Raw genomic sequence first — 25,115 nt, 5'->3', positions numbered from 1 at the left:
AATGTTTTATAGAGTTCGATCCCTGGTTGGAGTTATTGCTTTATGCTTAACTTCAGTTGTTTTTGCACAAAAAGATGCGCCTTTATTGCCAACCTTGGCCCCAGTTTTGGACGCGACTATGCCCGCTATTGTTAACGTTGCGGTGCAAGGGATTATTCCTAGCAACGGCATGCCGCTATCGGATGATGATGATAAGTCAGAACACGCTCCACAACCTGGTGTTGAAAAACCAAGGAAGTTTCAAAGTATTGGCTCAGGCGTCATTATTGATCCTAAAAATGGAATCATTCTTACCAATGATCATGTGATTCGAAATTCAACTTTGATCACGGTTACGCTGAATGATGGCAGGCGGTTAAAGGCAAAGTTAATTGGGGGCGATAGCGCTACTGATGTGGCTGTGCTTAAAATTGATGCTAAAAATTTAAAAAGCTTACCTATTGGGGATTCTGATCGGCTCGAAGTGGGTGATTTTGTGGTGGCTATTGGTAATCCCTTTGGTTTGAATAGCACCGGAAACAGTCAATCAGCAACATTTGGAATCGTTAGTGCTATGAAGCGTAGCGATTTAAACATCGAAGGAATTGAAAACTTCATCCAAACCGACGCAGCAATTAACCCCGGTAATTCTGGTGGCGCATTGGTCAATACAAAAGGGGAATTGATTGGAATTAATACGGCTATTATCTCTATGTATGGGGGGAACGTCGGTATTGGGTTTGCCATTCCAATTAATATGGCCAGGGATGTTGCTCAACAAATCATAAAATTTGGTTCCGTTCATCGTGGTCTAATGGGTATTTTTGTACAGCACCTGACTCCAGAGCTTGCGCAAGCCATGGGGTATCCTGAAGATTTTAAAGGCGCTTTAGTTTCACAAGTCAATGAAAACTCGCCTGCAGAATCAGCTGGATTAAAAGCTGGCGATGTAATCACTCAAATTAATGACACAAGAATTACCCAGGCTTCACAGGTTAAAACAACCGTTAGCTTGCTGCGTGTCGGAAGTACTGCAATCATTAAAGCAAAACGTAAAGATAAAGATATTACGTTTAAAGTCATTGTGACTGACATGAAAAAGCATGAGCAAGAACTGCAATCTAAAAACCCATTTCTATTTGGACTAGCATTATCCGACTTCCAGCAGGACTCTCCTTTGCATGGTCATATTAAAGGAGTTCAGGTGGTTGGTGCAGTCGAAACAAGCGCAGGCTGGAGAGCGGGGTTAAGACCTGGAGATGTGATTATTGCTGCTAACAACAAACCTGCAAAAACAATGGATGAATTGCAAGCCATTGCTAAAGAAAACAACAAGCAACTGCTCGTTCAGGTATTACGCGGAGCAGGCGCTCTTTATATTCTTGTTATCTAGAGTCTGTTGACATTTCACTTATCGCTCATGTGCCGGTACCGGATAACGTCCGGCACAAACTTTTTTGCCCGCGGCATCCGGTTAATTTAAATCATCAGCAATTTCTTAGGCAACGTATATGGACTCATCCGTTTTCACTCAATGATTACTTGCGAAAACGGATGAGTCCATATACGTTACCTAACAAGGGGCATCATTTGACTCGTGTGATATACCCTTGTTATTAATAGGTATAATATTTTACTGCTTCACCACGCGCTACTTTTAACCATTCGAGTACTTACAATAGATAAGGCAATGTTTAATATAGTCTTTGCTCTGTACATGACAAAAAACCTGTCATGTACAGAGTAGTCTTTGCAAAAATTATTTCGAGGCTTCCGACATAGTGATAAACTCAATATTTATTGACAGAGAATATAGATGGTCTTCATAATGTTTTTTTTCAGAAATGTTTAAGTTTTAATTTTGAGGAAGACTTCTAAAGGATTATTTGCTATGTGTCAATTAAAGGTTAATGCTCAATGGCTTCTTATAGCAATATCAGTCCTTTTAATCGGGTGCACCAGCATTGGAACAACTATCCTACCTAAAAATCGCGCCGGCTACAATGATGCTATGATACTCAGTGAAGAGTACCAATTGTTGCTTAATATTGTACGGTTACGATTCGACGATCGGCCTTATTTTATCAACGTAGACAATATTACATCTTCCAATAACCTCGCTTTCTCTGGTGAATTAGGTACCAGCTACTCTGCTGCTGAAAAGCTCTCTGCTTCTGCCAAACAGAAATCATCTTATTCGGATTCGCCTACGATTACTTTTACGCCCCTGCAAGGCGAGAAATTTACTAGGGAAATGTTAACTCCAATAGACACGCAAGTCGTATATACAATGCTGGAAGCAGGATTTAATATTTCAAAGCTTTTTCGAATTTTATTTTATAAATTTGGTAACTTTAATAATATTTCAAGCATAACCATGCCTGGTCCACCAGACTTTCAAGAAGTCATGGAAATAGTGACTTTATTAGAAGAACTTCAAAGAGAACGGGCAATTTATTTCCAAGAAAACCTAATTACTCATGTTTCAAAAAATATAGCAACCGCTCCTCAAAAACGAATTAAACATTTGGAGACGCTTACAGAAAAATACTATGAGGACCGAAAATATGAAGATGAAAAGGAATAATTAGATGAGAATCGCTATTGTGTATCTAATGTTATCGCTAACTTCAATGGCGTATGCAGAAACCAATACATTAAGTCTTTCATTTGAGAAGTTGCTTGCTAATTTATATCATCCGAATAATGAGGGCCTTAACAGCAAACTTTCAGAAAATGAAACCAGCACATCAAAACGAATAATTTTAGCGGCAAAGGATTCTTCACTAATACATTCAAAAAATGCTCTTGCAGCAAGAAGTGAAGGCGATAGAGGGCGAGTTTCTAATAAAATGCCTATAACTCCTAGAGCTAGCATCGACATTGTAATTGATGATAATTATCGAAATTCCCCTAAAGTGTTAAGACTTTATAAATTATTGGGTTTTAAAGATAGACCTAAAGTAATTCATCTCGTTAATGACCCCAGTATAGCTAGCGATGAGGATGATATTGTAGCTTTTAAGCAGCGAACTTTTCTAAGCGCCTTATATTATTTAAGAAACGCTGTTGAAGTTACTCCTGAAATGATCAAGTGTGGCCTGGTAGATATTCCTAGGTACCCCAATGGTCAATATTACGATATGACTAATATTACCAAAGGCATTTTGCATATTTATACATCGAAAACAAGACCGCGCTGTGATGTAAGTGTGTCTGTATACTATCGCAACCATTGGTTCTTCATCAGAGACTCTGACATCTCCTCTAAAAGAACCTTTGCCATGATGCAGCTTTTGTTTAATTTACTCGCAAGCGAACGCGCTACTCAAGCACCGGTTATTACTGTTCCTGTAAGATGAGTCTAAGTGTTGTGCAAGCAGTATAATACTTTAGTCTTGCTCTTATCTTTTCACAATGAGTGATCATCCTGTATCATCAATGATGATTCTGAATGAAGAGTGATTTGCGTTCTATTCGCAGAGTAAAATGAGCAGTGGCAATCAAGACGCTATATAAATAGGGACGAATTTAATAACTATCCTGGAGAAAATAAGGCTGAACAGCCGGGTTTTTCTCGCATAAACAAAATGGAAAATAATAAACCAACCCAATGTGCTGAATTTTGATAATTTACACTCTGTACATGACAGGTTTTTTTGTCATGTACAGAGTAATTTACATCGAATTAATTGATCATGAATTTTATTGTGATATATTATGGAAAGTAATTTTCATAAAAAGGGATTTAACATGAAAAAATCTAATATTTTATTTATCACTCTGACACTTCTTTTTCCTTCAGTACTATTTGCCAGTACTTGCGAAGAAACCAAGTCAAACTATTGTTCTCTCGATGATTTAAAAAAAGACTCTGGTTTAGATAAAAGCTTTAATTTGTCAAAAGACCCTGCCGGCTTGGCTGTTGAAGCCAAGCAACAAGGGGTTGACGCTTCCTCCTTGTTTCAAGAGTATGCCAACAAAAATAACTGTGTATTATATTCAATCTCCATGATGGAGCTTGTGAAAGGACTTTTCAAAGGTTCCACAGATGGGCTCTTTAAGCAAAACTCGCAAAATTCTTCCGATACTCATGCCATGAGCAATAAATATATTTTGGTTGATGGTGATAAGGCATTATGCATTAAAAAATTAGATTTAAAGCTTCCTATTAAAGAGTACTCGCCTCAATCTGATAGTAAGAACAATCAGTAAAATTTTTTGCTTTTCATGGCATTCATTGATAATAAGGAGCTCAATTATGAAACTGATTCAGAAATTTTCTTGTCTGATAATGGTGTTTTTTACAACTTGGGTTCATGCTGAAATTACGATAAATGAGTCTCCAGTTAATCCCGAAGTTAAACAGAGCATGGAAAAATACACCCCCTGTGACGTATCCTCACTGGCGGCTCAGCTTGATGCTCAATTTTCGGTTGTGTACTTGAAAGACGATCTTGCCAAGTACAATTACTATATGATCAGAAATAAAAATGCATTCAATGCCGACAATATTCGTAAGATTACCTGTGAATATATCAAGAAAAATAATTGTTATCTTTTTTGGGGAAATGTAGCAAACATGGCTATGATTTCTCAGCAAAAAGCTGCCTGGTTCCCTGCCGATACAAGCCCACACTACTTGTTATCTCCCATGGTTACTTGTACGAAAGACTGATTCTTTGATAGGTAAGCCTTGATTAAGGCTCTCCCGGAGAATCAAAATTGTAAGTTACATCCATTCCACAGGCTGGGTTGAAAACGACCCAGCATTCTACCTAATTAATACCTGCTTTTGCACTGCTGAATTGTTGGATATGCCCTTCCTTTCTTAACTTCAGTATATCTCTATCTGTTTTGAGGTTATCCGTGACCCTGACATCGAACCTCCTGGTATATCGACTCATGTCAGCCCAAATAAACCGGTCAAAACCGGCAGTTATAATTGTCGTTTACCGGCAAAGATAATTGTTGCCTTATAACAACTCACAGATGCTCAAATTACCCCCAGAAATTCCTCATTGCGATTGTGCAACCATAGAAGTTTTGGTAAGTGAAAAACTTGTATCAACCCCAGTTATGAGTTTTTCATGAACAATTTCCGATCAGTTTGATAGCTGGTATGTTCAATGGCTCAATTGCATATGCAGCCAAAGCAGAAACCAGATGAGTCATAGCATTGATCATTGAACGGTGCCGAGTGTATCAAACCTGATAGCAATACTTAAGGTGTCCTATTACCAGGGCAAACGCATGTGTGATATAAAGATAGTCAGTTAGAATTTTTTATGAGATTATTGATCTATTATCTACGTCCCACACTTTATGCGCGGGATCCAGGAATCTAATAATATCGGTGGATCCCGCGCATAAAGTGTGGGGCGTAGGCAAATAGGGTAATTTACAATCACACGTGCTCCCGCCTTGGTCCTATTACTGTTACTATGATCTCTATTTGGTTTAACATCTGTTTTTCAAAGCGTGATAAATTATTTTTATCGTTCATGTTTTTACGCTTTCTGGTGATAAGCTTCAAACCTTGGCTAAATAACTCATCGAACATTTTTTTACGTAGGTAGTCTTTATCGCCAAAAGCCAGTCCCTGCAAATATTTAAGCAGTGACGCGGCTGCTTTGCTGTTATGCTGATTGCTCTGTTGGATTTTAAATGCCATCAATTCTCCTTTGTCATTTGTTACAAGATGAAGCATTAGTCCAAAAAAACCAACCGACAAAGTATGTCCATAATCTGCGACCGTCTTAAACGTTTTATGTCGGCCTGAGCGTTTGATATGACAAACTGGCAAGCAAGTAGAAAGTAATCAGGTTTTTCAATGTCAGGAAGACGCGTTTCTAACAATAAAAGAGCTAAAGAAAAAACTCAGATTTCATCGTGTGGATGCTGAGCTTATTGAGGTAAATAAACATGGCCGCCGCGGGCGACCAAGGCAGGCGAGCACCCTGAAAAGCGTGGTTACCAAATCCAGCACCAACTGACGTTTGATGAGGCCACAGTTGCCAAGAAGCGCGCTTTGAAGGGCCGCTTCATTTTAGCTAGCAATGAACGGGATAAATCGGGTTTACCTTGCAAGGACTTACTAGGGAATATAAAGCCCAGTCTGGAACGGAAGTAGGGTTCAAATTCATCAAGGGCGACACCTTTGAGGTGGATTCTGTTTTCCTCAAAATACCAGAACGCATTACAGCGCTCATGATGGTTATGACATTATGCCTGATGGTGTATGGCCTGAGTGAGTTTGACCTGCGTGAAACGTTACAGGCTCAAAATGAGACCATTCCCAATCAACTGGATAAGCCAACGAATAAGCCTAGTTTGAAGTGGGTCTATTTTTTATTTCGCGTAGTAAATGAATTATGGGTTAAGCAGATAGGTGAGGTATTCAAGTTGGTTGTGAATATTGATTCGTACCTAAAGAGGACTATCAATTATTTTGGTGTTCATGCCCAACAGATTTATTTAAATCCCGCATGATGTTGAGCAGCGTCTAGGTTGATGAGCTGCATAGAATAATGGGAAAATCTGGTGACCCAGGGGGGACTTTCGGCTAAAAATACCCTGTATAAGCTCCGCTCTTGTGAGCATGCGCGGTTTTTTGCAGCACCAAGAATCAGAGCACACATTGAAAATTGGGCAGCACTAAAAATGAACAAATATATGGCAAAAAGATCGGAAACGTAGTTTTTTGTTTTGAGCAAACTCTCTAATTGGAAAAAATTAAGTTAGAGGTGCGGAATGTCAGCTTCAAAACAATTTGAAGAGAAAGTCATGGATTTGGCTAAACAAATTGACGAAAATTAATTATAAGTTTTTTAATATAATATCTCCTCGTATCAAAGGACGAGGAGAATACCTGGTATTGCTGGCGTCAAATTCTACGATTATTCTATCAATGTCATTCAGTACTCGAATGGGACCACTTCGTCATCACTTAAAAGGACTACCCACGAACTTTTCAAATTAATTTATAATAAAGAATCTCGTATAGGAAAAAACACTAGACTATGCTAGTACCCTTGAATGAACCAAGTAATTTTCGTTACATTTACATTAATTCTGCAAGCAATCGCGTTCATCTTCTGATTCCTTTTATAGCGGGTCTTGATGTGAGCACTGATAATACGTGTAAATCAGACCTGGAGTTAAAAGCATTTTTTGAAGGTGGTGCTGTTAAAGAGTTGGAGTCTTATAAGAATACACTTGAATTTCATCTTTCTTTACTGGAAGAAAGTGATAAGCATTATTACACAAAAAAGGAACGACTAGCTCAAATCGATACGTACCTCGAAGCAGTTGTTGACCTGAGAGGGATTTATAGGAGTGTTGTAAACACCTTACTGAGCAAGCCTTCCAATTTATACAGCATTCAGTTAAGACCACGAGTTCAAGACCCTATGTCTCGCGTGGTGAACCCAGTCTTTACAATCAATCGAGGCAATGACAGACGCGGTGCGCCACTGTCTCCTTTGTATAATGAAATGCATAAGGTCTTTGCAGGGCTTTCATTAGGAAAAGTAGATCCTCGCACAGAACTTATTAAAAAAGTATTAGATGCGTTGCCCTCAAATACCTCTTTTGAAAACATGCAAGCCGAATTGGCTATTCAATATGGCGTGCCGGATGATTTTTTTAAAAAAATAACGGATGCGCATCGTCAAGAGCAAATGGTTGATAAGTCATATGTGGATACACTCATGGGGTTTGATGCACATACAACCTCTCGCGAATATATCGAGGCCCTATTAGGGATTTGTGCACCGAACTTTCAGAGTATATTGGAAAGTTCCCCTTTTTATTTTGAATGTTCGTCTGTTCCCTCTGAAAAGGCTGAGCGATTATCAATTTTAACGCAGTTTTACTTAGGCTCTTTAAACGTTTATTGTCGTGCTAAAGGGATTAGCAATAAAAATTTTGGTGTGATTTTGGATAAATCCTCTCGTTTAAGTAAAGCGCTAGTGGAACTTGTGGCGAACACACTCAGCCGTGGTGGTGATGTGGAGCATGCTGTCATCGATTTTTGTAATGCTCATCAAGGCAAAAATGAATTTGATTTGTCACGTGGTTTAAGCACCGTTGAACCTGAAAACGACAAAGATGCGATTGTTCAAAAATTTAAAACCACCTACCGCACCGTAACGGCTACGAAAGAAAATCCTCACATGGATGATTTCATGCTTTTGGATACTGAAGCATTGGGCGATAATGATATTTTTTTCACCAACAAAGGTTTAATTTGCACTGATGCTTCGAATATCATTCCCAGAACATCCCAAAACCAAGATTATTTGGCTGAGATTCATACGGAAGCACGCATGCATCGTGACATCGTCACACCTCAAGATGAACCCGTTATCACGATTGATATCGAGCCTGCTGCCCTCATGGATAAATTGAGCCACGTACAATGGGATAGACTTCCCCAAGAAGTGGTTGATGTCTGTCATGCACAACCCGCATTTAAAGTCCGCGACCTTTTAGATGATGTGGCGAAAGGCAAACAAGATGAAGCACGTCTTATTTTAGAGTCATCGCAAGACAAACAAACGTTGCTTAAGACACCGGGTAAATTTACCGATTACTCGGGACGAACGTTTCATTGCACAGCCTATGAATATGCTTATTGGGCTAAAGATACGCATATGCAGCGTATGCTAGAACGTCATATGGATGATGAAACCAAAGCACTCATGTTAGAAAAAATTGATGCAATGGAGCATTCAGGACTTCTTTATCAACAGCATGGTATTTCTTACCAAAACGCACATTATGACATGAGTTTTGTTTTGAAACATTTGAATGCTGATGAATTTCGTCAATTAAAAACGATGGTGGGCCGAAGGCATTCAAAGATACAACAAGCCACAACCAATAACTATAAAACGATATCGTTTACAGCAACAGAATATGAATCACTTAAAAAGATATTATTACAACGCTGTCCAAAGGGTATTTTTTCTATCTTTTATTCATCTCCAGCAATAATCTTCTGTGAAAAACTACAATTTGATTTCCGTTCGTTGATTACAGCACTGGATAATTATTTGACTAATTATGATAATTGGGACTTTCATCGACAGGTAGACGCCTGGATGAAGGTTGGCAAGGCTCAACGCGATGTGCCCGCGCACATCGCTCATGAGTATTGTAGGCAGGGTCGATTATTCGACCCTTTGCCTTCGTTTAATGAGCCGATTCTGCCGCGCGACCTTACTATTCATAATTATATAACGAATGATAAAGCTTGGTTTCCTCTTTCTTCATCCTCATCTGGACTGGGTTTCGATTTTGCATTAATACGCGCGGGGGCCGAGCGCGCGATGTCATGGAGCTCGCTTGTTAACCTGCAGAACGAATGGCCGAATATCGATTTGGCGGCAGTGCGCCATCTTGATGAGACGAGAATTGGCGATCTCACGCTATCGCGAGAAACTCTAAGTCGGCCTGCAAATCGCACGAGAATGGCGTATTAGATTTTTTGAAGAAGTGCGATCGTAATTTGCACCGCCTAAAAACACGCATTTTGAACGATCACGGGGATAACTCATGCTAGTGCGAGCTTTGTGACGATCTCACTTCCATGAGCTTCAACGACTCAGGCAATTCTTGATTCGGCGGATAGAATGTTCAGGCCAAGTAGGGGCAATAAACTAGAGTACCTCGACGTTTAAAACGGTTTCATAAATTCGCTCAAATCCGGTTTTTCTTTCATGCGATATTGATAGACTGCAAAAAAAGCCATCACATTTTTTAAATAATTACGAGTTTCATGCCAGGGCAATGTTTCAATCCAGATGTCAATCTGCTTTGGAGGATGATTTTTTAACCAATAAATCACTTGACTTGGGCCAGCATTGTACGCTGCGGCCATTAAGAGTGGATGTTGATTAAAACGCTTGCCTAAATATTGCAAATAGGCAGAGCCAATCTGGATATTAATGGGTGCCAAAAATAACTGTTTTTCTCCTTGATAGGGGATCTTTTGTTGATTTGCTATATTTTTGGCAGTCTTAGGAAGGACTTGCATCAAGCCATGGGCGCCAGCGCTGGATACAACGTTTTCACGAAAGGTGCTTTCCTGTCGAATAATCGCGAAGATAAATTCTTTAGATAAGTGATAATTGTTGGCATATTTGGTAATGGTTTTGCGATACGCGAGTGGGAATCGTAAGGTAAGATGATTATTAAGTTCATCGTTGTTACTTAAATACAATGCCTTATCATACCATTCTAATTCTTGCGCTAACCAATAGGCTAGGGCACTTCGTTCTTCTTTCGAAAGCTCAAGTACGAAATCGTTGATCATTCTCGAGGCTTGAAAGGGTTGATTGGTATTGTAGAGTTGTTTAATTTGATCGGTAAAAGGTAGATAAGGCGCGAGGATTGCAAGATTTTTATTGGTAGGCTCGTGTTCAAAAGCAAAGGGTTTTTTGATGCGAGTGCTGGCTAGAAAGCCATAGTAATTTCTAGTTTTAGCCAGTTGTTCATAAAGCTCATGCGCTTCTTGTTTTTTTCCTTGCGCTTCCAAAGATCGCGCAAGCCAATATTGCCAAGCAAGATTATCGGGTTCATTCGCCAATCGAATAAGGCGTTCAACTTTTTTCCAGTGATGGGTTTTTAATGCGAATCGTATTTGCCAGTCGAGCAAGAGATCCGTGTAATATTCTCGCTTCACTTGCGCAAACCAGAAGGGGGCATCTTTATGATTTCTCATGGCTTTATATAATGCTACGTGGGCGAGAAATTCCTGTTGTTGAGCTTCGCTAAGTAATTTTTTAGTGTTGACGTGTTTCCAGTATTTAATGGCCTGATCCATATTGGTTGAGACCATACGCTTTAGCCCGTACAAGTAATAATCATCATGTAACTGACCGACTTCAAGCGTTGCAATCGCCGTAGGTTTTTGATAAATCTTATTTAAAAGAGCTACATCATGAAGACGAGGGGGGTTAAGTTGTTTTAATAGATAACGAGCCAATGATAAATTGCGCTTTTGTAATGCAAGGGTAATGCGTTGAACTATCAGTTGTTCTCGGTTCTTATCCTGTGCTAACAACTGATCGAATAGGCCATTACAAGCAGACGGTTGGGATTGGCCCGAAAGCCAAATGGGCTTGGCCGCAGTTATTGCTTCATCGGTATATCCTAAATGATAACGAGCAGTCCAATAATAACATTGTAATTCCAAATCATTCGTTGATTTGTAATGGTCGTTAAATAAAGACCAGTTTTTTTCTTTAGCTAATTTATAGAGCCATTTTGCCCGTAATTTATTCGCTAAGGGGGAGTCATCTTTAATAAATGAAAAAAACTCAGGCGAAGGATTAGTGCTTAACGATTCACTAAGTTCATAATAAGTTTGAAATTTTTGAAGATAAGCTTCTCCTGAGCTTGCATAGCCAAACGCAGTAAAACCTAGTCCAATTAGGAGTAAAAAAAATTTCTTCATGATTTGAGGGAGTGCTCTGGGTTCTAAACACCACCCAATGGTTCACGCAATTCTTGAATGGTGTTTGTATAATCGTTTGTGTTAAATATAGCAGAGCCTGCCACAAATTGACTAGCGCCGGCGAGAGCAAGTCGTGCAATATTTTCTTTAGAAACTCCCCCATCGACACAAATAGGCAAATCAGGGTAGGCACGATGAATTGTTTTTAGTTTATCAATGACTTCTGATATCAGGGTTTGACCTCCAAAACCAGGATTAACCGTCATGACTAAAACAAAATCGAGTCGATGGATACACCAGGTTAACCAATCCGTAGAGGTTGCTGGGTTTAGCACTAATCCAGCTTCACACCCTAATTCCTTAATTCTTTGCAAACTTCGATCGAGATGAATGGTTGCCTCTGGATGAATGCTAATTCGTGTTGCTCCAGCCTCAGCAAATTGCTCAATTAGCGCATCGACCGGGGAGGCCATGAGATGAACATCAATGGGAATTTTATTAAACAACCGCCGCATCTGTTTACAAATGATTGGACCAAAGGTCAGATTAGGAACATAATGATTATCCATGACATCAAAATGAATCATATCCGCACCAGCTTTAATTACTGCCTTGACCTCATCAGCCAAGTGCATCATATCTGCGGAAAGAATTGACGGTAAGATTTTATAGCGCATAAGGTGCTCCTTCTCAAGCACAGTAAAACATGCCGTTAAAGGATAAATTTATGGTGTGAACTTCAACTCTCGAGGTCATGACATTTACCTTTTGAGTCGTAATATAACGATAATCTAGTCCAAACCAGGTAAAATCATCCATAAAATAAGCCGCCCCTACAATTCCTTGCACCACCGCCGAGTGAGTACTTTCCGATATTTTTGTGCAGGGGATGGTGACATTATTGCAGTAAAATCTCATGCTATTATCAACATTGGCATAGCCTATACCTGCGCCAAGATAAGGAACAAAATCAGATTGACTGTGTGCGGTGTAGAAGTCATAAAATGCATTTATCATTAAAGCGATAGTGGTTGTGCTGCCTTCCAAGCGCAATGCTGTACTAGACTTCGGGCTGGTGAATGTTGTGGTGCCTATGGTTATTTTTTGGTAAGGGTTATAGTTGACCACGGGTTCCAACTCTACGCGGAAGTGATTATAACGCCCTCCGATTTGACCACCAATGTTCCCATAACCACTGTAGGCTAAGGTGCCGCTGGCCGGAGCACACGAAGCGCTGCTAGAGCAAGAAGTGGTATTGGGGGTTAAGGGAGCATTGAAATTAATCGTTCCTTTAGGTGCATAACTCCCGCCTAAGATAATGCCACCATATAAGCCATTCATTGGATTTGCAGCATACGTTGTGGATAAACCGAGAGATAATGCGACTGCGCTGATCAAACCATACTGCTTCATATCTTGAAATCCTTTACTTATACAAAACTTCATTAAAACGATAGACCACTTCTAGATAAGCCGAGTGAGCTTGAAAGACTTTTCCAAGATCATCCGCGCGTTCTGTTCCAATATACCGATAGCCAAGATTTAAAGCATAATTTTCAGCAAAATTATAAGTTAATCCTGCTAATGCCTGGTAAGCAAAAACACTATTAGAACCTTCATAAGAGGTAGTCACTCCTGGACCTGTGCTTCCTAGTTTGGCATGAACCCAAGCATAGCCGAGACCAACACCCAGGAAGGGTTGAATGGGTTCAAGAATGGGAGGGATATCATAATAAACGTTTGCCATGCCTAAGATCGCATTGGAATACCCTGTTACCCCAGTTTGCTGAATACCGTTTATTCTAAATTTATTTAAGTTTGCTGATAAATAGGTCAGCTGGCCCTCATAACGTAACGGGTTGCTTTTATATCCAATGCTCCCGCCGGCATTAAAGCCACTTTGATAGTCAGAGTCGGTTCGGGTTAATCCTTGTCTAGTGATGCTGATGTTGTTTGGTAAATAAGTATAGCCACCAAATACGCTGGAATATAAACCGTCAATTGGTGTTGCGGCATAGGCAGCAGTACTCGCTATAATAGCCGCTGGAATTAAGGCGATTCGCATGACACTCCTTGTTATTATATTTTATTACGTCAATGTTATCGATTTGGCTTTTTTTTGCAAGCCTAGAAGTGATTTGTGATCGGATATCTCCAATCACGGTCAAAAGAACGTGTACTTACTTTTATCCCAGGAGCTGACTGACGACGTTTATATTCATTTCTTTTGATCAACGTTATAAGTCGTTCCACTTCATCGGGCTTATATCCTTTCGCTATAATCTCTTCGACACTCTTATTTTGTTCCATGTAAAGCTCAATAATCCCATCAAGAATAGGGTATTCTGGAAGAAAGTCCTGGTCCGTTTGATTTTCAGATAACTCAGCGCTTGGGGGTCTAACCAAAACACGTTCAGGAATGACAGGCGAGAGATTATTGCGGTATCGGGCCAGCTTATAAATTTGAGTTTTATAAACGTCCTTTAGTAACGCTAGTCCTCCAACCATATCGCCATAAATAGTTGAATATCCAACGGCTGTTTCGCTTTTGTTGCTTGTGGTTAAGACCATATTACCTGTTTTATTCGATAAAGCCATCAGAAACAGCCCACGAATTCTTGCTTGGATATTTTCTTCGGTTGCGTCTCTTTTTAATCCCTGAAAAGAAGGGGCTAAAGTATCTAATATGACATTAAACGTACTTTCGATGGGAAGGGAGGTGTATGAAACTCCCAGTATATTTAATTGTTTTAAGGCATCTTCAGAACTCATGGAAGCAGTATATCTCGATGGCATCGTAACCGCATGAACGCGTTCTTTACCTAAGCTATCAACAGCAATGGCAAGCGTCAGAGCGGAGTCAATCCCCCCTGACAAACCAAGAATAACGCCAGGAAAATTATTTTTCTGGATGTAATCTCTAAGTCCGCAAACCAAGGCTTCATAAATTAATGATTCCTCTGAAAGGGAAGGTGAGATTGCTCCCTTAATCTCTTTCCCTTGAATGGTTATTGTGGAGTAATCTTCTTTAAAGACAGGAGCACGCGCTTTGATCTCCCCGTTTTGATTCATAACAAACGATTGCCCATCAAATACCAGTTCATCCTGGCCGCCAACTTGATTTACATAAATAACAACAAGACCTTGTCGTGCATAGTTTTGGACTAAGGCTTTACGACGATCGTGTTTTTTATAATCAAAAGGCGATGCATTAATGCAAACCAGAAGATCACAATCAGAAGCAATAATGCGTTCAACGGGTTCTGTTTCCCAAAGATCCTCGCAAATGCAAAGTGCAATGCGATGATGTTTTAGAGTGAAGTGGCAAACTTCTGGTTTTCCCGGGGAAAAATAGCGCTTTTCATCAAATACGCCATAATTAGGCAATAGTTGTTTATGGTAGCGCTTTACTAACGTCTGGTTATGAAAAATGGTCGCTGAATTATAATAATGCCCACCCTCTTTTGAAGGATGGCCAACAATAACGAACGCTTGATGGGTGTGATTTCGAATCTGCTCCAATGCGTCATCTACGCGTTCATATAACTCGTCGCGTAGTAATAGATCCTCAGGAGGATAACCGGTTATAGCGAGTTCCGGAAATACAATAAGATCATGCTTAGCCTGATGTTGATCAATGCAGTGAATTATTTTATCCGTATTTTCTTTAATGCCGCCAACAGTAGGATTTATTTGGGCCATTAATACGTTTAAATGGTCGTGCATAGGCTATGTTTATAGTAGAGATTTAAAAAAAAGTATTATATCCCAAACTTAAGAACTAGGGCACGTTTTTATGGCATGCATTTACTGAAAAATGAGTAAAAATTTGCTACCATTGTTCGTTTGGTCAAATCCTGAGTTCGTTATAACATGTTGAAGACCGCTATATCACGGATGGAGGAAGTATTTTCTCCAATTGTCTTAAATCAAAGTCATGAGTACCAGGCTCATGGTTATGTACTGAATGTTCGTTTGAGCGATGGGTTGATTAAAGCTCGCGTCAAAGATTCCTCAAACCATATTTATAATGTTCATATCGACTTAAAACATTGGCCTAAAATTCCTGCCGATTGTAGTTGTAATACACGAAACAATTGCGTGCATGCCGCCGCTGCAATTCTTGCCCTTCAAGCCAAAGAATTCAATGCCAAACCCCAAGAGGTTCTTTCCGCCCCACTGTATTATGCAAAAGAGAAAGTTCTTGAAGCAGATGACTTTGAGTGGTTTTCTAGCCTTGGCTCGTCTGCCCAAGATTTTTTTTCCTACCAACTCGGCATTTTGATTGATGGCAAGCAGATCAATATCGTTCCGATAGTAGTGGATTTAATAAGCCGCTGGGATGCTAAAACATTAGAAAATCTCTCAGACAATATGGAGATTAAATTGCCGTTGAGCCAGGGCAAAAGCTTAAAAATGAGCTTAGGAAGAATAAAACCACTCTTACAATTACTGTTACATTATCGAGTAGAATCTGCACAAGAATTATTAAAGCTTAAATCACACCAACTTTTATTAATGATTGAAGCAGAGCAGGCGCTTGCTGCAAGCACATCGCGTTGGATGGGAACACAAGCTTTACGACAATCTCTTTTACAATTATCTAATTTAAAATATATTCCAGAAGTTCCTGTTCCAGCGGGCTTAACAGCAGAACTTCGTCCCTATCAAAAGCAAGGTTTAAGCTGGCTTTCATGTCTTCGTGAGAATCAATTTGGTGGTGTTTTAGCGGACGATATGGGGCTTGGGAAGACCATCCAAACATTGGGGCTACTACAATTAGAAAAAGAACAAGGGCGTCTGGATCAAGCTTGCTTAATCATTGCTCCGACAAGCCTAGTTGGAAATTGGTACGAAGAAGCTAAGCGATTTACACCTGATTTACGAGTGTTAGTCTTTCATGGCTCGTCTCGCCATGAAGACGAGTTTAACCATTATGATGTTGTGATTTCTACTTATGGATTAATTCAACGAGACAAAACACGATTTTTAAAGTATACGTTTTATTACCTAATTTTAGATGAGGCGCAATTTATCAAAAATGCGCGCACAAAAACCACTCAAATCATTCAGCAACTCAAAGCACAGCATCGGTTGTGCTTGACAGGGACTCCCTTAGAGAACCATTTAGGTGAGTTGTGGTCCTTATTTAATTTTCTAATGCCTGGACTACTAGGTACTCCGCGGCAGTTTCGTCATCAATTTAAAAATCCTATTGAAAAAGAGGGCTCCCTTGAGCGTCAAAAACTATTGGGACTAAGACTTCAGCCCTTTTTGTTACGACGTACAAAAAGTTTAGTCGCAAAAGAATTGCCTCCAAAAACTGAAACCACCTACACCATTGAATTAGCCGGACCTCAGCGGGATCTCTATGAAGCGATTCGTCTGTTAATGGAGAAAAAAGTCAGAGATGCGATTGCTGCGCAAGGTATTGGTCGAAGCCAGATTATTTTGTTGGATGCGTTATTAAAATTAAGACAGGTTTGCTGCGATCCCAGGCTTTTAACAATGGTTGATGCAAAGATGGCTTATGGGCACTCCGCCAAGATGGATGCTTTATTAACGATACTGGAAAATTTAATGGATGAAGGTCGGCGTGTTTTAATTTTTTCGCAATTTACCTCCATGCTGAAATTAATTGAACAAGAACTTGAGGCCAAACAATATGATTATTTAAAACTTACCGGCCAGTCGAAAAATCGCACGGAAATAGTAAACCAATTTCAAGAAGGAAAGGCGCCTATCTTTTTGATTAGTTTAAAAGCGGGTGGGACTGGATTGAACTTAACTCAGGCAGATACCGTGATTCATTATGATCCCTGGTGGAATCCAGCCGTTGAAGACCAGGCCACGGATCGGAGTCATCGTATTGGTCAGGAAAACCCGGTATTTGTATACAAGTTAATTACGGCAGGCACCGTCGAAGAAGCCATTTTAAAGATGCAGGACAATAAGCGGCAACTGGTTGAAGGAATTTTATCCAATAAAGCAACCGGTAGTCTGAGCTTTAGTGAGCATGAACTCGAAGCTCTTTTTGCCCCCTTATCTTAAGAATGGTTTTAGATAGACGCATTGCAAATCTCTAATAGTTAACCTATTCTTCTCTACGGTTTCTATCAATTTTTGGAGAGCTAAGATGAGAGTTGGGCGAAAATGGTTAATTGCTATTCTGGCTATCTTGTATTTTCCTCTAGCGTTTGCAGAAGCAGTTGAGGGATTATGGACAACCATCGATGACAAAACCGGTAAACCACGTTCAGTGGTTAGATTGTCTGAATCAGGTGGGACATTAACCGGCAGTATTGTTAAAGTGCATAAACAAGTTGGGGATACTGGTAAATGCATCAAATGTCCTGGTCAATTCAAAGATAAGCCAATCAAAGGGTTGCAATTTCTCTGGGGATTAGAGAAAAAAAATGAGAACACTTGGACCGGCGGTAAAATTTTAGACCCTAAATCCGGCAAAATTTATAACGCCAAAATTACCGTTAAAGGAAATAAATTATATGTGCGCGGCTATGTTGGCATGTCTATGTTAGGAAGAACCCAAGTCTGGGTGCGTAAGTAACGGTCAGGGTTCAGCTTAAGCTGAACCGATTACATCATATTTCTGTTAGGGGTAAGCAAACAATATTGCCTCCATGTGCTACGAAGTCGATTCAGATACTTAATCCATGAGATGCTGACGATGGGTTTAAATACTCAAACAACCGCATGAGCTTTATAGTTCTCACTTCAAACCCCTTCCAGCCATAGCAGGAGAAGCTGATTCGTCGGTAGGCTTATCCATGTGTTTTTCAAGGTATTTGTCCAATAACGTCTGTTGTAGGTCTTGAAGTGCTGTTGTTTGAGGAGAAAGACAAATATTAACACCACTTAGGATAGCTTCAATAACTGCTTTATAGGATGACTCAGCAGTTTCTTCTTTGCTGTAAGCCAGTGTGGAGAGTTGCAGCATAGCAGGAAGAAGCCTTTTTATCCATTCAATCGGATGCTGTAGCAGATCTGCTTTAATGCGTACTGTCTGCTCGCTTAGTAAAAGATTTTGCTCTTCAAGATGGACAACCACATCAGCGATGAAGAGAAAATGAGATAAAGTGTTTGGCGCTGATTCCGATATTTCTTGTTCAAGCCTTGTAATTTCGGCTTTTAATATCTCTTTTTCTGAAGCCGCTTTGCTTAAGTCAAAAAAGGTATGGCTCATGAAACGACTTTGTTTTAGTTTGGCTTTTTCTAAGGCTTCTATTGGTTTTCTATCATAATAATGACTTTGGTGCCGAAGCTTATTCATTTGAAGATTATGAAATGCGTCTAGAAAGCAGCGCTCCTGCTGGGCATCTTGCTCATAAAAGTGACTAAATACAGCATAAGTGCAAACCGCTATACAGCAAGACAGTGGCATAGGAGCCATGGCCTTTTGTAAACGAGCTAACACCGACGCTTTGCTGTCTGGCTCAACAGACACTAACGATTCAATGTGATGAGCTGCATCCAAGATCTCTTCGCTAACGCAAACGGAATTTTTAACTCTATACAACATTCAAAACCTCGAAAACACCAATAAACAAAACAAGATGGGCATGTTATAGGCAAATCACTGTATGTGCAATCAACAAATCACGTCACCTATCTTGTAATGTTAAAGTATAGAAAAGAAAATAGAGAATGAAATTCCATTGGGTTGGGCCGTGCCCCAACCTACGTCTTATTGATTATTTTTTGAGGGGTCAAGGTTACTCAACACTTTATCTTCCAAATTATCTTGGAATGATTGTAACTTACCCGCCGAATCGGTTTTTGGTGTATTAAAGAAAGTGCCTGCGTATCCATGTTTTGCTGTGCTATGTGCCACCAAGGCCGGGATGATGGTTAGTGCAGCAAGAACGCCTAACAATCCTTTTAATATTGGATTGACGGCGTGCCAGCCACGATGTTTCTGAAACTCTTCGCCAGCGTTCTGGATAGCATTATTACAATTATTTTTGAACGCATCAAACGTATTCTGGGTTATCTCATGATTGAAAAATTGCTCCCTCGCATCTTCCAGTGTCGTAATTAATTGTTCGGCGGCCAATTTAGCCTGTTTATACCTACCATGGTGAGGGTTGGTTTTCCCTCCTTTCTCGATAAGCTCATCTGTTTTGATTTTGAGTTCATTTAATAACTCATCAAATGGTTGCTTATAGGGATTTATCTGAGCAAACAACGCTTCACCGACATCGCAAGCGTCCTCTTCTGCTTTAAGAGCCGCATAAAAATTCTCTTGACGCTCCCATGATTTTTCTTCGGCTTGGTCTTGGCCAAGTGTTCTATAATCATAGAGATAGTTAGCAGCTTTGATTAAGTTTTGCGGAGACGCTTCAACCAATAAAAAAGCGTATTGACCATGATCAGCACCCCATTTAGCGAACGGTGAAAGTAAGCCTGTTCCACGTTCCGATAAACGATCGTTTTCTGTTAATTGATAATTATTAACTTCGGTGGAATAATTGATCCATCCGTGTCTCGTCTTATCAAAATAGAGCGTTTGCCAATGTCCAGCGCCACCATTGGTCCCTGTACGTAACAAGTAAACGTTATTTTTATCAAGTTTCTTGAGATCATGTTCTAATTTTTCTTTCTCATTCCCACTGTGCCATAATTGCTTTTGTTCATCTGGGCTAAATAGAAAAGCAGAGCTAATATCGATTTGACTATCTTGAATGTCTTGTTCATATTGAAACTGTAAACGTACGCTCATAACTAATTGAGTGGCTTTAATAAGCATAACCTCAGCACAGTTTTGGTTCATTTGTATTCTTTTAATGGTTTTCTCCCGATTTATCTAGCAGATTAAGCAACTCCTGTTCATCCCGACCAAGTGGATATCACTGATTCCAACGCATCTGGACCACTCGCAGCGAAGCTACGCTTGTTTTTATCATACTACAAATCCTTCTGGGTGTGTATTTTTCAAGCAAAACATGAAGATCAAGATCATACCATTAAGTATAATTAATAGCGCAAGTGATTGTTCATTTTATGTCATTCTCGCGCAGCGGGAATCTATTTGTGTATCAATCTGAGGCACGAGATTTGAAATATCCAATCTGAGTTTGAGTGATACATAGGATGTATAAATTGTACATGTCATGATTTTGCCTTGTAGTCATGTTTTCATTGCTTTTGATACAAACACCGATACAATAGAATCTTTAAATTTTGTTATAAAAAGCCCATGGTCGAGCTAAAAACGCGTAAACAATCTGCTGATCCTTTAAAGCGCCCACCGCATTCAATTGAAGCCGAGCAATCTATCATTGGCGGCGTAATGTTAGACAATCAATCCTGGGATAAGATCAGCGCTAAGTTATGTGAGACCGATTTTTACCGAACCGAACATCGAATTTTATTTCGTGCCATTAGTGATTTGGCCAGTAAGACTCAACCCTTTGATGTGGTCACGCTTCTAGATACTTTGAAAAACCTTGACTTGCTGGATCAAGCCGGAGGGGAAGCGTATCTTTTTGAGTTAGCCAATAACACGCCTAGTGTGGCTAACATTTCTGCTTATGCAGATATTGTTCGCGAAAAGTCTGTACAACGTCAGCTCATTAATGTCGCTAATGATATCGCCGATTCTGCTTATAATCCTCTTGGTCGAGAAGTGGCTGAGTTGTTGGATTTTGCAGAAACGAAGGTGTTTGCCATTGCCGAGCAAACCGCAAGCGAAGGTGGTCCAGAAGCGATTAAATCCATTTTAGTCCGTGCGGTTGAACGCATTGATGAGCTTTATCATAGCGAAGAGACCATCACTGGACTTCCTACCGGTTTGCAAGACTTAGATGAAATGACCTCAGGGTTACAAAAGTCTGATTTAATTATTGTAGCAGGGCGCCCCTCAATGGGTAAAACAACGCTTGTGATGAATATGGCCGAACATGCTGCCATAAAAGCACAAAAGCCGGTGTTGGTGTTTTCAATGGAAATGCCAGCGGATTCTTTAGCGATGCGGATGATGTCTTCTCTCGGCCGAATTGATCAACACCGTATCCGCACCGGAAAATTAGATGATGATGACTGGCCAAGAGTCACTTCTTCCGTGCATATGCTTTCTGAAGCGCCTTTATTTATTGATGACACGCCAGGATTAAGTCCTGCTGAAATGCGCGCACGCGCTCGAAGATTAACCAAAGAACATGGGCAATTAGGGTTGATTGTGGTGGATTATCTTCAGCTGATGAAAGTGCCAGGGTTTAAAGCGGATAATCGTACCGGAGAAATTTCAGAAATTTCTCGAAGTTTAAAATCCTTAGCCAAGGAATTAGACGTTCCTGTTATTGCCTTATCCCAGTTAAATCGAAGCTTGGAACAACGTCACGATAAGCGGCCTATTATGTCTGATCTTCGTGAATCGGGAGCGATTGAGCAAGATGCGGATTTAATTTGCTTTATTTATCGGGATGAAGTTTATAACGAAGATAGCCCAGATAAAGGCACCGCTGAAATTATTATCGCAAAACAAAGAAATGGGCCTATTGGTAAGGTACGGGTCGCATTTCTTGGCAAATACACACGTTTTGAGGATTTGGCTTACACGGGTTATCAAGGGGTAGATTAACGTGACGAGGCCCACTCGAATCCAAATTGACCAAACAGCCTTGATTCATAATCTTGGGCAAGTTAAAGCTCATGCTCCCCATTCCAAGATCATTGCTATGGTTAAGGCGAACGCCTATGGATGTGGTATTGCCTCTGTGATTCCTACGCTTGAATCGGGTGTTGATGCTTTTGGCGTCGCATCCTTAGAAGAAGCATTAGCCATTCGAGCATTAGGAAGTCGTAAAGATTGTATTCTTTTTCAAGGTATTTTTAGCCCCGATGAATTACAGCCTGCGTTATTAAGCAACATTCAAATTGTGATTCATCAACGCCATCAACTGGAATGGCTGATGAATAGTTCTTTAACTGCTCCGCTGAAGGTTTGGGTCAAAGTGGATACTGGCATGCATCGTTTAGGGTTTGAGCCGAATGAAGTCAACGGCATTATACAGTCGTTGCGCACGTGTTCCTGGGTTCATCCTGATATAGGATTAATGTCGCATTTTGCCTGCGCCGATGAGGTTGACAATCCAACAAACTTTACACAGATAAAACGATTTAATCATCTTCAACTTCCTAAAGCCCATTATATTCGTAGTTTTGCCAATTCTGCTGCTATTTTATCGTTGCCAGAAAGTCATGCTGATGCCGTGAGACCTGGAATTATGCTCTATGGCGTATCGCCGTTTGTTGATAAAACAGGTTTGGATATAGGGCTGTTACCAGTTATGCATTTTAGTTCAGCAATTAGCGCTATTCATTATTACCCACCATTTTCTCCCGTTGGATATGGCGCTTCCTGGCAAAGCGAACAACCGTCTATTATTGGCGTTGTTCCTGCCGGCTATGGAGATGGGTATCCAAGACACATCAAAAATGGTCAGGTTTGGATTAACGGTTGCATTGTTCCTGTAGTAGGGCGTGTTTCGATGGATATGCTAACGATTGATTTGACCTCTTGTCCTCATGTTAAGGTCGCTGATCGGGTCGAATTATGGGGTAGTCATATACCTGTTGAAACCGTTGCCAAAAAAGCAGATACCATCGCTTATGAATTACTCTGTAAAGTAGCGCCTCGCGTTCGATCATAATGTTCAATTTTTTTCTATATCTTTACGCTCTAGAAAATGGTCTATGCTTAGCATTGATCCTATAATTATATTAAGAAAGAAATTTATAACTATATTTCCTTCAATAACTTTTTAAAATCTCTTTCTGGCCCTGGATTTTCAATTACTACTAATATCGGGGGATATTGATGTGAAAAAAAAATCCAATGAAATTGGGGAGCAAAGCGCGTCCAAAAAAAATGAAAATTTAGTAAAAACCAATAAGAAATTACTTCATGTGGCAAAAGAATTGGCTCATCAACAAAGTCTTTTAGCGCAACTAAATTTGGCCTTGTATGAAAGTGAACAACGATTTGAATTAGCGTTTAAGTATGCTCCAATTGGAATGGGTTTGGTCGCTCCTGATGGTCAATGGCTTAAAGTCAATAATTCTTTATGTCGCTTACTCAAATACTCTGAAGAAGAGTTATTGAAGCTTAACTTCCAAAAAATAACTTATCCTGAAGATTTAGAAAAGGATTTAATCCATCAACAAAAAATGCTTTCTGGGGAAATCTCAATTTATCAAACAGAAAAGCGCTACATCCGAAAAGATGGGAAGGTAATTTGGATTTTACTGAGTGTTGCACTCGCTCGCGATAAACCATCCAAGCTGCCCTTATATTTTATTACTCAAGTTCAAAATATTGATGAGCAAAAAAAAGCAGAAGCAAAGCTTAAAAAAATGGCAGATGAAGACCCTTTAACAGGCTTGCTAAATCGTAAATCCTTAGCAACCGCGTTTAAAAAGCTAAAAAAGAAATTACCAGATCATTTATGTATGGGGGTTTATTTTTTCGATTTGGATTATTTTAAGCGCGTGAATGACAATCAAGGTCACATGATTGGAGATAAAATCTTAAAAATTATTAGCAAGCGATTGAAAAACAAATTTCGACCTTCAGATATTATTGCAAGAATAGGAGGGGATGAATTTGTCATCGTCGTTACTAATTTAAAGGATGAGAATGAAATCGCCGGAATCGCAAAATCACTTCAAACCATGATTTCAAAACCGATTAAAATTGATGGGGTTTCTTTTGAAATTACGGCTAGTATCGGGATCAGTGTTTACCCTAGAGATGGACAATGCTTGCGGGAGTTAATGAAAAAATCAGATCAAGCACTGTATCAAATTAAGCATAATACCCGGAATGATTTTAAATTCTGCTAGCCTCGTCCAATATACCCAATCAACTTCAAAATGCGGCTTTTATGCTATCCTTCAACTCGCTGATACACTCGATATAACCTCGCTGTTAGCGATCGAGATTATATGATTTTTATTGTATGTCAGCGAGTTATCTTAATTTACATCAGTGCCCAATCAGAAATGGTTGCCCGCCTAAGCGGGCATGACAGGTTTTTTTGTCATGTACTACCAAATATCTCTTTATATTATGGATAAATTCTATCCTTGATGCTAGAATGCCTATCGTTTTTACAAACATTTACACAGGTGTCAGAATGAAAAAGTTAGTGGTTGCATCATTGTCTTTATCTGTATTTTTAGCTGGTTGCGCTCAAGTGACTAATGAAGGGGTTGGTACCGTCACTGGAGGGGTTGTTGGTGGTCTTTTGGGCAGCCAGTTTGGTGGCGGCTCAGGCAAGGTAGCCGCAGCTGCTGGTGGCGCACTGTTGGGAGCATTTTTAGGCGGTAAAATAGGGCAATACATGGATCGCCAAGATCGTATGGAAATGCAACGCGCATTAGAAACTGCCCCAACCGGCAAAGCAATATCCTGGAAAAACCCAGATACTGGAAATCAATTTACGGTTAAACCTACTAGAACCTATTATACCAATGAACAGCCATGCCGTGAGTACGTAACTAACGCGTTAATCGGTGGTAAAACCCAGCAAATTTATGGTAAAGCATGTCGTCAAGCCGATGGCTCCTGGAGAGTGGTTAGCTGAGTCAATGTAAAAAATAAGGAATCCGTTTAAACGGATTCCTTATCCTCAATCCCCGCCCCCTGATC

20 protein-coding genes and 2 pseudogenes are annotated in these 25,115 nt (G+C 40.0%); 14 read left to right on the top strand and 8 right to left on the bottom strand.

From position 1 onward, the window contains the following. Position 1 precedes the first annotated feature (1 nt). The 5 genes from E1O47_RS04675 (at position 2) to E1O47_RS04655 (ending at position 4,657) form a co-directional block, all read left to right on the top strand. Complete coding sequence (locus E1O47_RS04675) at positions 2-1,372, top strand: Do family serine endopeptidase (RefSeq protein ID WP_133130109.1); 1,371 nt, start codon at positions 2-4, stop codon at positions 1,370-1,372. Positions 1,373-1,870: 498 nt separating this feature from the next. Continuing rightward, on the top strand, positions 1,871-2,566 hold the full coding sequence (locus tag E1O47_RS04670; protein WP_133130108.1) for a hypothetical protein: 696 nt from the start codon (positions 1,871-1,873) through the stop codon (positions 2,564-2,566). 4 nt (positions 2,567-2,570) lie between these two features. Further along, the gene (locus E1O47_RS04665; RefSeq protein ID WP_133130107.1) at positions 2,571-3,341 is read left to right on the top strand and encodes a hypothetical protein; all 771 of its coding nucleotides are present in this window, start codon (positions 2,571-2,573) and stop codon (positions 3,339-3,341) included. A 391-nt stretch (positions 3,342-3,732) separates the two neighbouring features. Further along, positions 3,733-4,194, top strand: coding sequence for a hypothetical protein (locus E1O47_RS04660; protein WP_133130106.1), 462 nt, complete (start codon positions 3,733-3,735; stop codon positions 4,192-4,194). Between the two features lie 46 nt (positions 4,195-4,240). Continuing rightward, complete coding sequence (locus E1O47_RS04655) at positions 4,241-4,657, top strand: hypothetical protein (RefSeq protein WP_133130105.1); 417 nt, start codon at positions 4,241-4,243, stop codon at positions 4,655-4,657. Positions 4,658-5,386: 729 nt separating this feature from the next. Here the strand turns inward: E1O47_RS04655 and E1O47_RS04650 are convergent. Next, positions 5,387-5,785, bottom strand: a complete 399-nt coding sequence (locus E1O47_RS04650) for a transposase (protein WP_133130104.1) — start codon at positions 5,783-5,785, stop codon at positions 5,387-5,389. A gap of 278 nt (positions 5,786-6,063) precedes the next feature. On the opposite strand from E1O47_RS04650, the gene E1O47_RS04645 reads away from it, so the two are divergent. After that, positions 6,064-6,471, top strand: a complete 408-nt coding sequence (locus E1O47_RS04645) for a hypothetical protein (RefSeq protein ID WP_133130103.1) — start codon at positions 6,064-6,066, stop codon at positions 6,469-6,471. 530 nt (positions 6,472-7,001) lie between these two features. Continuing rightward, the gene (locus E1O47_RS04640) at positions 7,002-9,467 is read left to right on the top strand and encodes a hypothetical protein (RefSeq protein WP_133130102.1); all 2,466 of its coding nucleotides are present in this window, start codon (positions 7,002-7,004) and stop codon (positions 9,465-9,467) included. A gap of 194 nt (positions 9,468-9,661) precedes the next feature. Here the strand turns inward: E1O47_RS04640 and E1O47_RS04635 are convergent, their stop codons facing one another. The 5 genes from E1O47_RS04635 to E1O47_RS04615 form a co-directional block, all read right to left on the bottom strand. Beyond that, positions 9,662-11,443, bottom strand: coding sequence for a transglycosylase SLT domain-containing protein (locus tag E1O47_RS04635; protein ID WP_133130101.1), 1,782 nt, complete (start codon positions 11,441-11,443; stop codon positions 9,662-9,664). A gap of 23 nt (positions 11,444-11,466) precedes the next feature. After that, positions 11,467-12,120 (bottom strand): ribulose-phosphate 3-epimerase, encoded by a 654-nt coding sequence (gene rpe / locus E1O47_RS04630; protein ID WP_133130100.1) that lies wholly within the window; start codon positions 12,118-12,120, stop codon positions 11,467-11,469. Between the two features lie 13 nt (positions 12,121-12,133). After that, positions 12,134-12,856, bottom strand: a complete 723-nt coding sequence (locus tag E1O47_RS04625; protein WP_165475038.1) for an outer membrane protein — start codon at positions 12,854-12,856, stop codon at positions 12,134-12,136. Between the two features lie 13 nt (positions 12,857-12,869). Further along, positions 12,870-13,508 (bottom strand): outer membrane protein, encoded by a 639-nt coding sequence (locus tag E1O47_RS04620; protein ID WP_133130098.1) that lies wholly within the window; start codon positions 13,506-13,508, stop codon positions 12,870-12,872. A gap of 62 nt (positions 13,509-13,570) precedes the next feature. Continuing rightward, the gene (locus tag E1O47_RS04615) at positions 13,571-15,169 is read right to left on the bottom strand and encodes an NAD+ synthase (protein ID WP_133130097.1); all 1,599 of its coding nucleotides are present in this window, start codon (positions 15,167-15,169) and stop codon (positions 13,571-13,573) included. Between the two features lie 147 nt (positions 15,170-15,316). Here E1O47_RS04615 and E1O47_RS12625 point away from each other — a divergent pair. The 3 genes and pseudogenes from E1O47_RS12625 to E1O47_RS04605 form a co-directional block, all read left to right on the top strand. Further along, positions 15,317-15,562: pseudogene (locus E1O47_RS12625) on the top strand (SWIM zinc finger family protein); the annotation flags it as partial. Positions 15,563-15,613: 51 nt separating this feature from the next. After that, positions 15,614-17,494, top strand: a pseudogene (locus tag E1O47_RS04610) (DEAD/DEAH box helicase); the annotation flags it as partial. A gap of 85 nt (positions 17,495-17,579) precedes the next feature. Continuing rightward, on the top strand, positions 17,580-18,011 hold the full coding sequence (locus tag E1O47_RS04605; protein ID WP_133130095.1) for a DUF2147 domain-containing protein: 432 nt from the start codon (positions 17,580-17,582) through the stop codon (positions 18,009-18,011). Positions 18,012-18,173: 162 nt separating this feature from the next. Here the strand turns inward: E1O47_RS04605 and E1O47_RS04600 are convergent, their stop codons facing one another. Both E1O47_RS04600 and E1O47_RS04595 read right to left on the bottom strand, forming a co-directional pair. Continuing rightward, on the bottom strand, positions 18,174-18,983 hold the full coding sequence (locus tag E1O47_RS04600) for a hypothetical protein (RefSeq protein ID WP_133130094.1): 810 nt from the start codon (positions 18,981-18,983) through the stop codon (positions 18,174-18,176). A gap of 165 nt (positions 18,984-19,148) precedes the next feature. Beyond that, entirely contained in the window at positions 19,149-20,234 is a 1,086-nt protein-coding gene (locus E1O47_RS04595) for a hypothetical protein (protein WP_133130093.1), read from the bottom strand. Between the two features lie 426 nt (positions 20,235-20,660). Here E1O47_RS04595 and dnaB point away from each other — a divergent pair, with 426 nt between their 5' ends. The 4 genes from dnaB to E1O47_RS04575 all read left to right on the top strand — a co-directional run bounded on the left by dnaB (position 20,661) and on the right by E1O47_RS04575 (position 25,050). Next, positions 20,661-22,043: a replicative DNA helicase gene (gene dnaB, locus E1O47_RS04590; RefSeq protein WP_133130092.1), complete on the top strand. Its 1,383-nt coding sequence runs from the start codon at positions 20,661-20,663 to the stop codon at positions 22,041-22,043. Between the two features lies 1 nt (position 22,044). Beyond that, the gene (gene alr / locus E1O47_RS04585) at positions 22,045-23,115 is read left to right on the top strand and encodes an alanine racemase (RefSeq protein ID WP_133130091.1); all 1,071 of its coding nucleotides are present in this window, start codon (positions 22,045-22,047) and stop codon (positions 23,113-23,115) included. 169 nt (positions 23,116-23,284) lie between these two features. Next, on the top strand, positions 23,285-24,307 hold the full coding sequence (locus tag E1O47_RS04580) for a GGDEF domain-containing protein (RefSeq protein WP_165475037.1): 1,023 nt from the start codon (positions 23,285-23,287) through the stop codon (positions 24,305-24,307). Between the two features lie 293 nt (positions 24,308-24,600). Beyond that, entirely contained in the window at positions 24,601-25,050 is a 450-nt protein-coding gene (locus E1O47_RS04575; RefSeq protein ID WP_133130089.1) for an RT0821/Lpp0805 family surface protein, read from the top strand. Positions 25,051-25,115: the final 65 nt, after the last annotated feature.

It is taken from the genome of Legionella yabuuchiae (assembly GCF_900640115.1).
GTDB classification, from domain to species: domain Bacteria; phylum Pseudomonadota; class Gammaproteobacteria; order Legionellales; family Legionellaceae; genus Legionella_A; species Legionella_A yabuuchiae.
The sequence above is the reverse complement of the archived record's forward strand: the minus strand, read 5'-3'. Positions and strand labels throughout refer to the sequence as shown.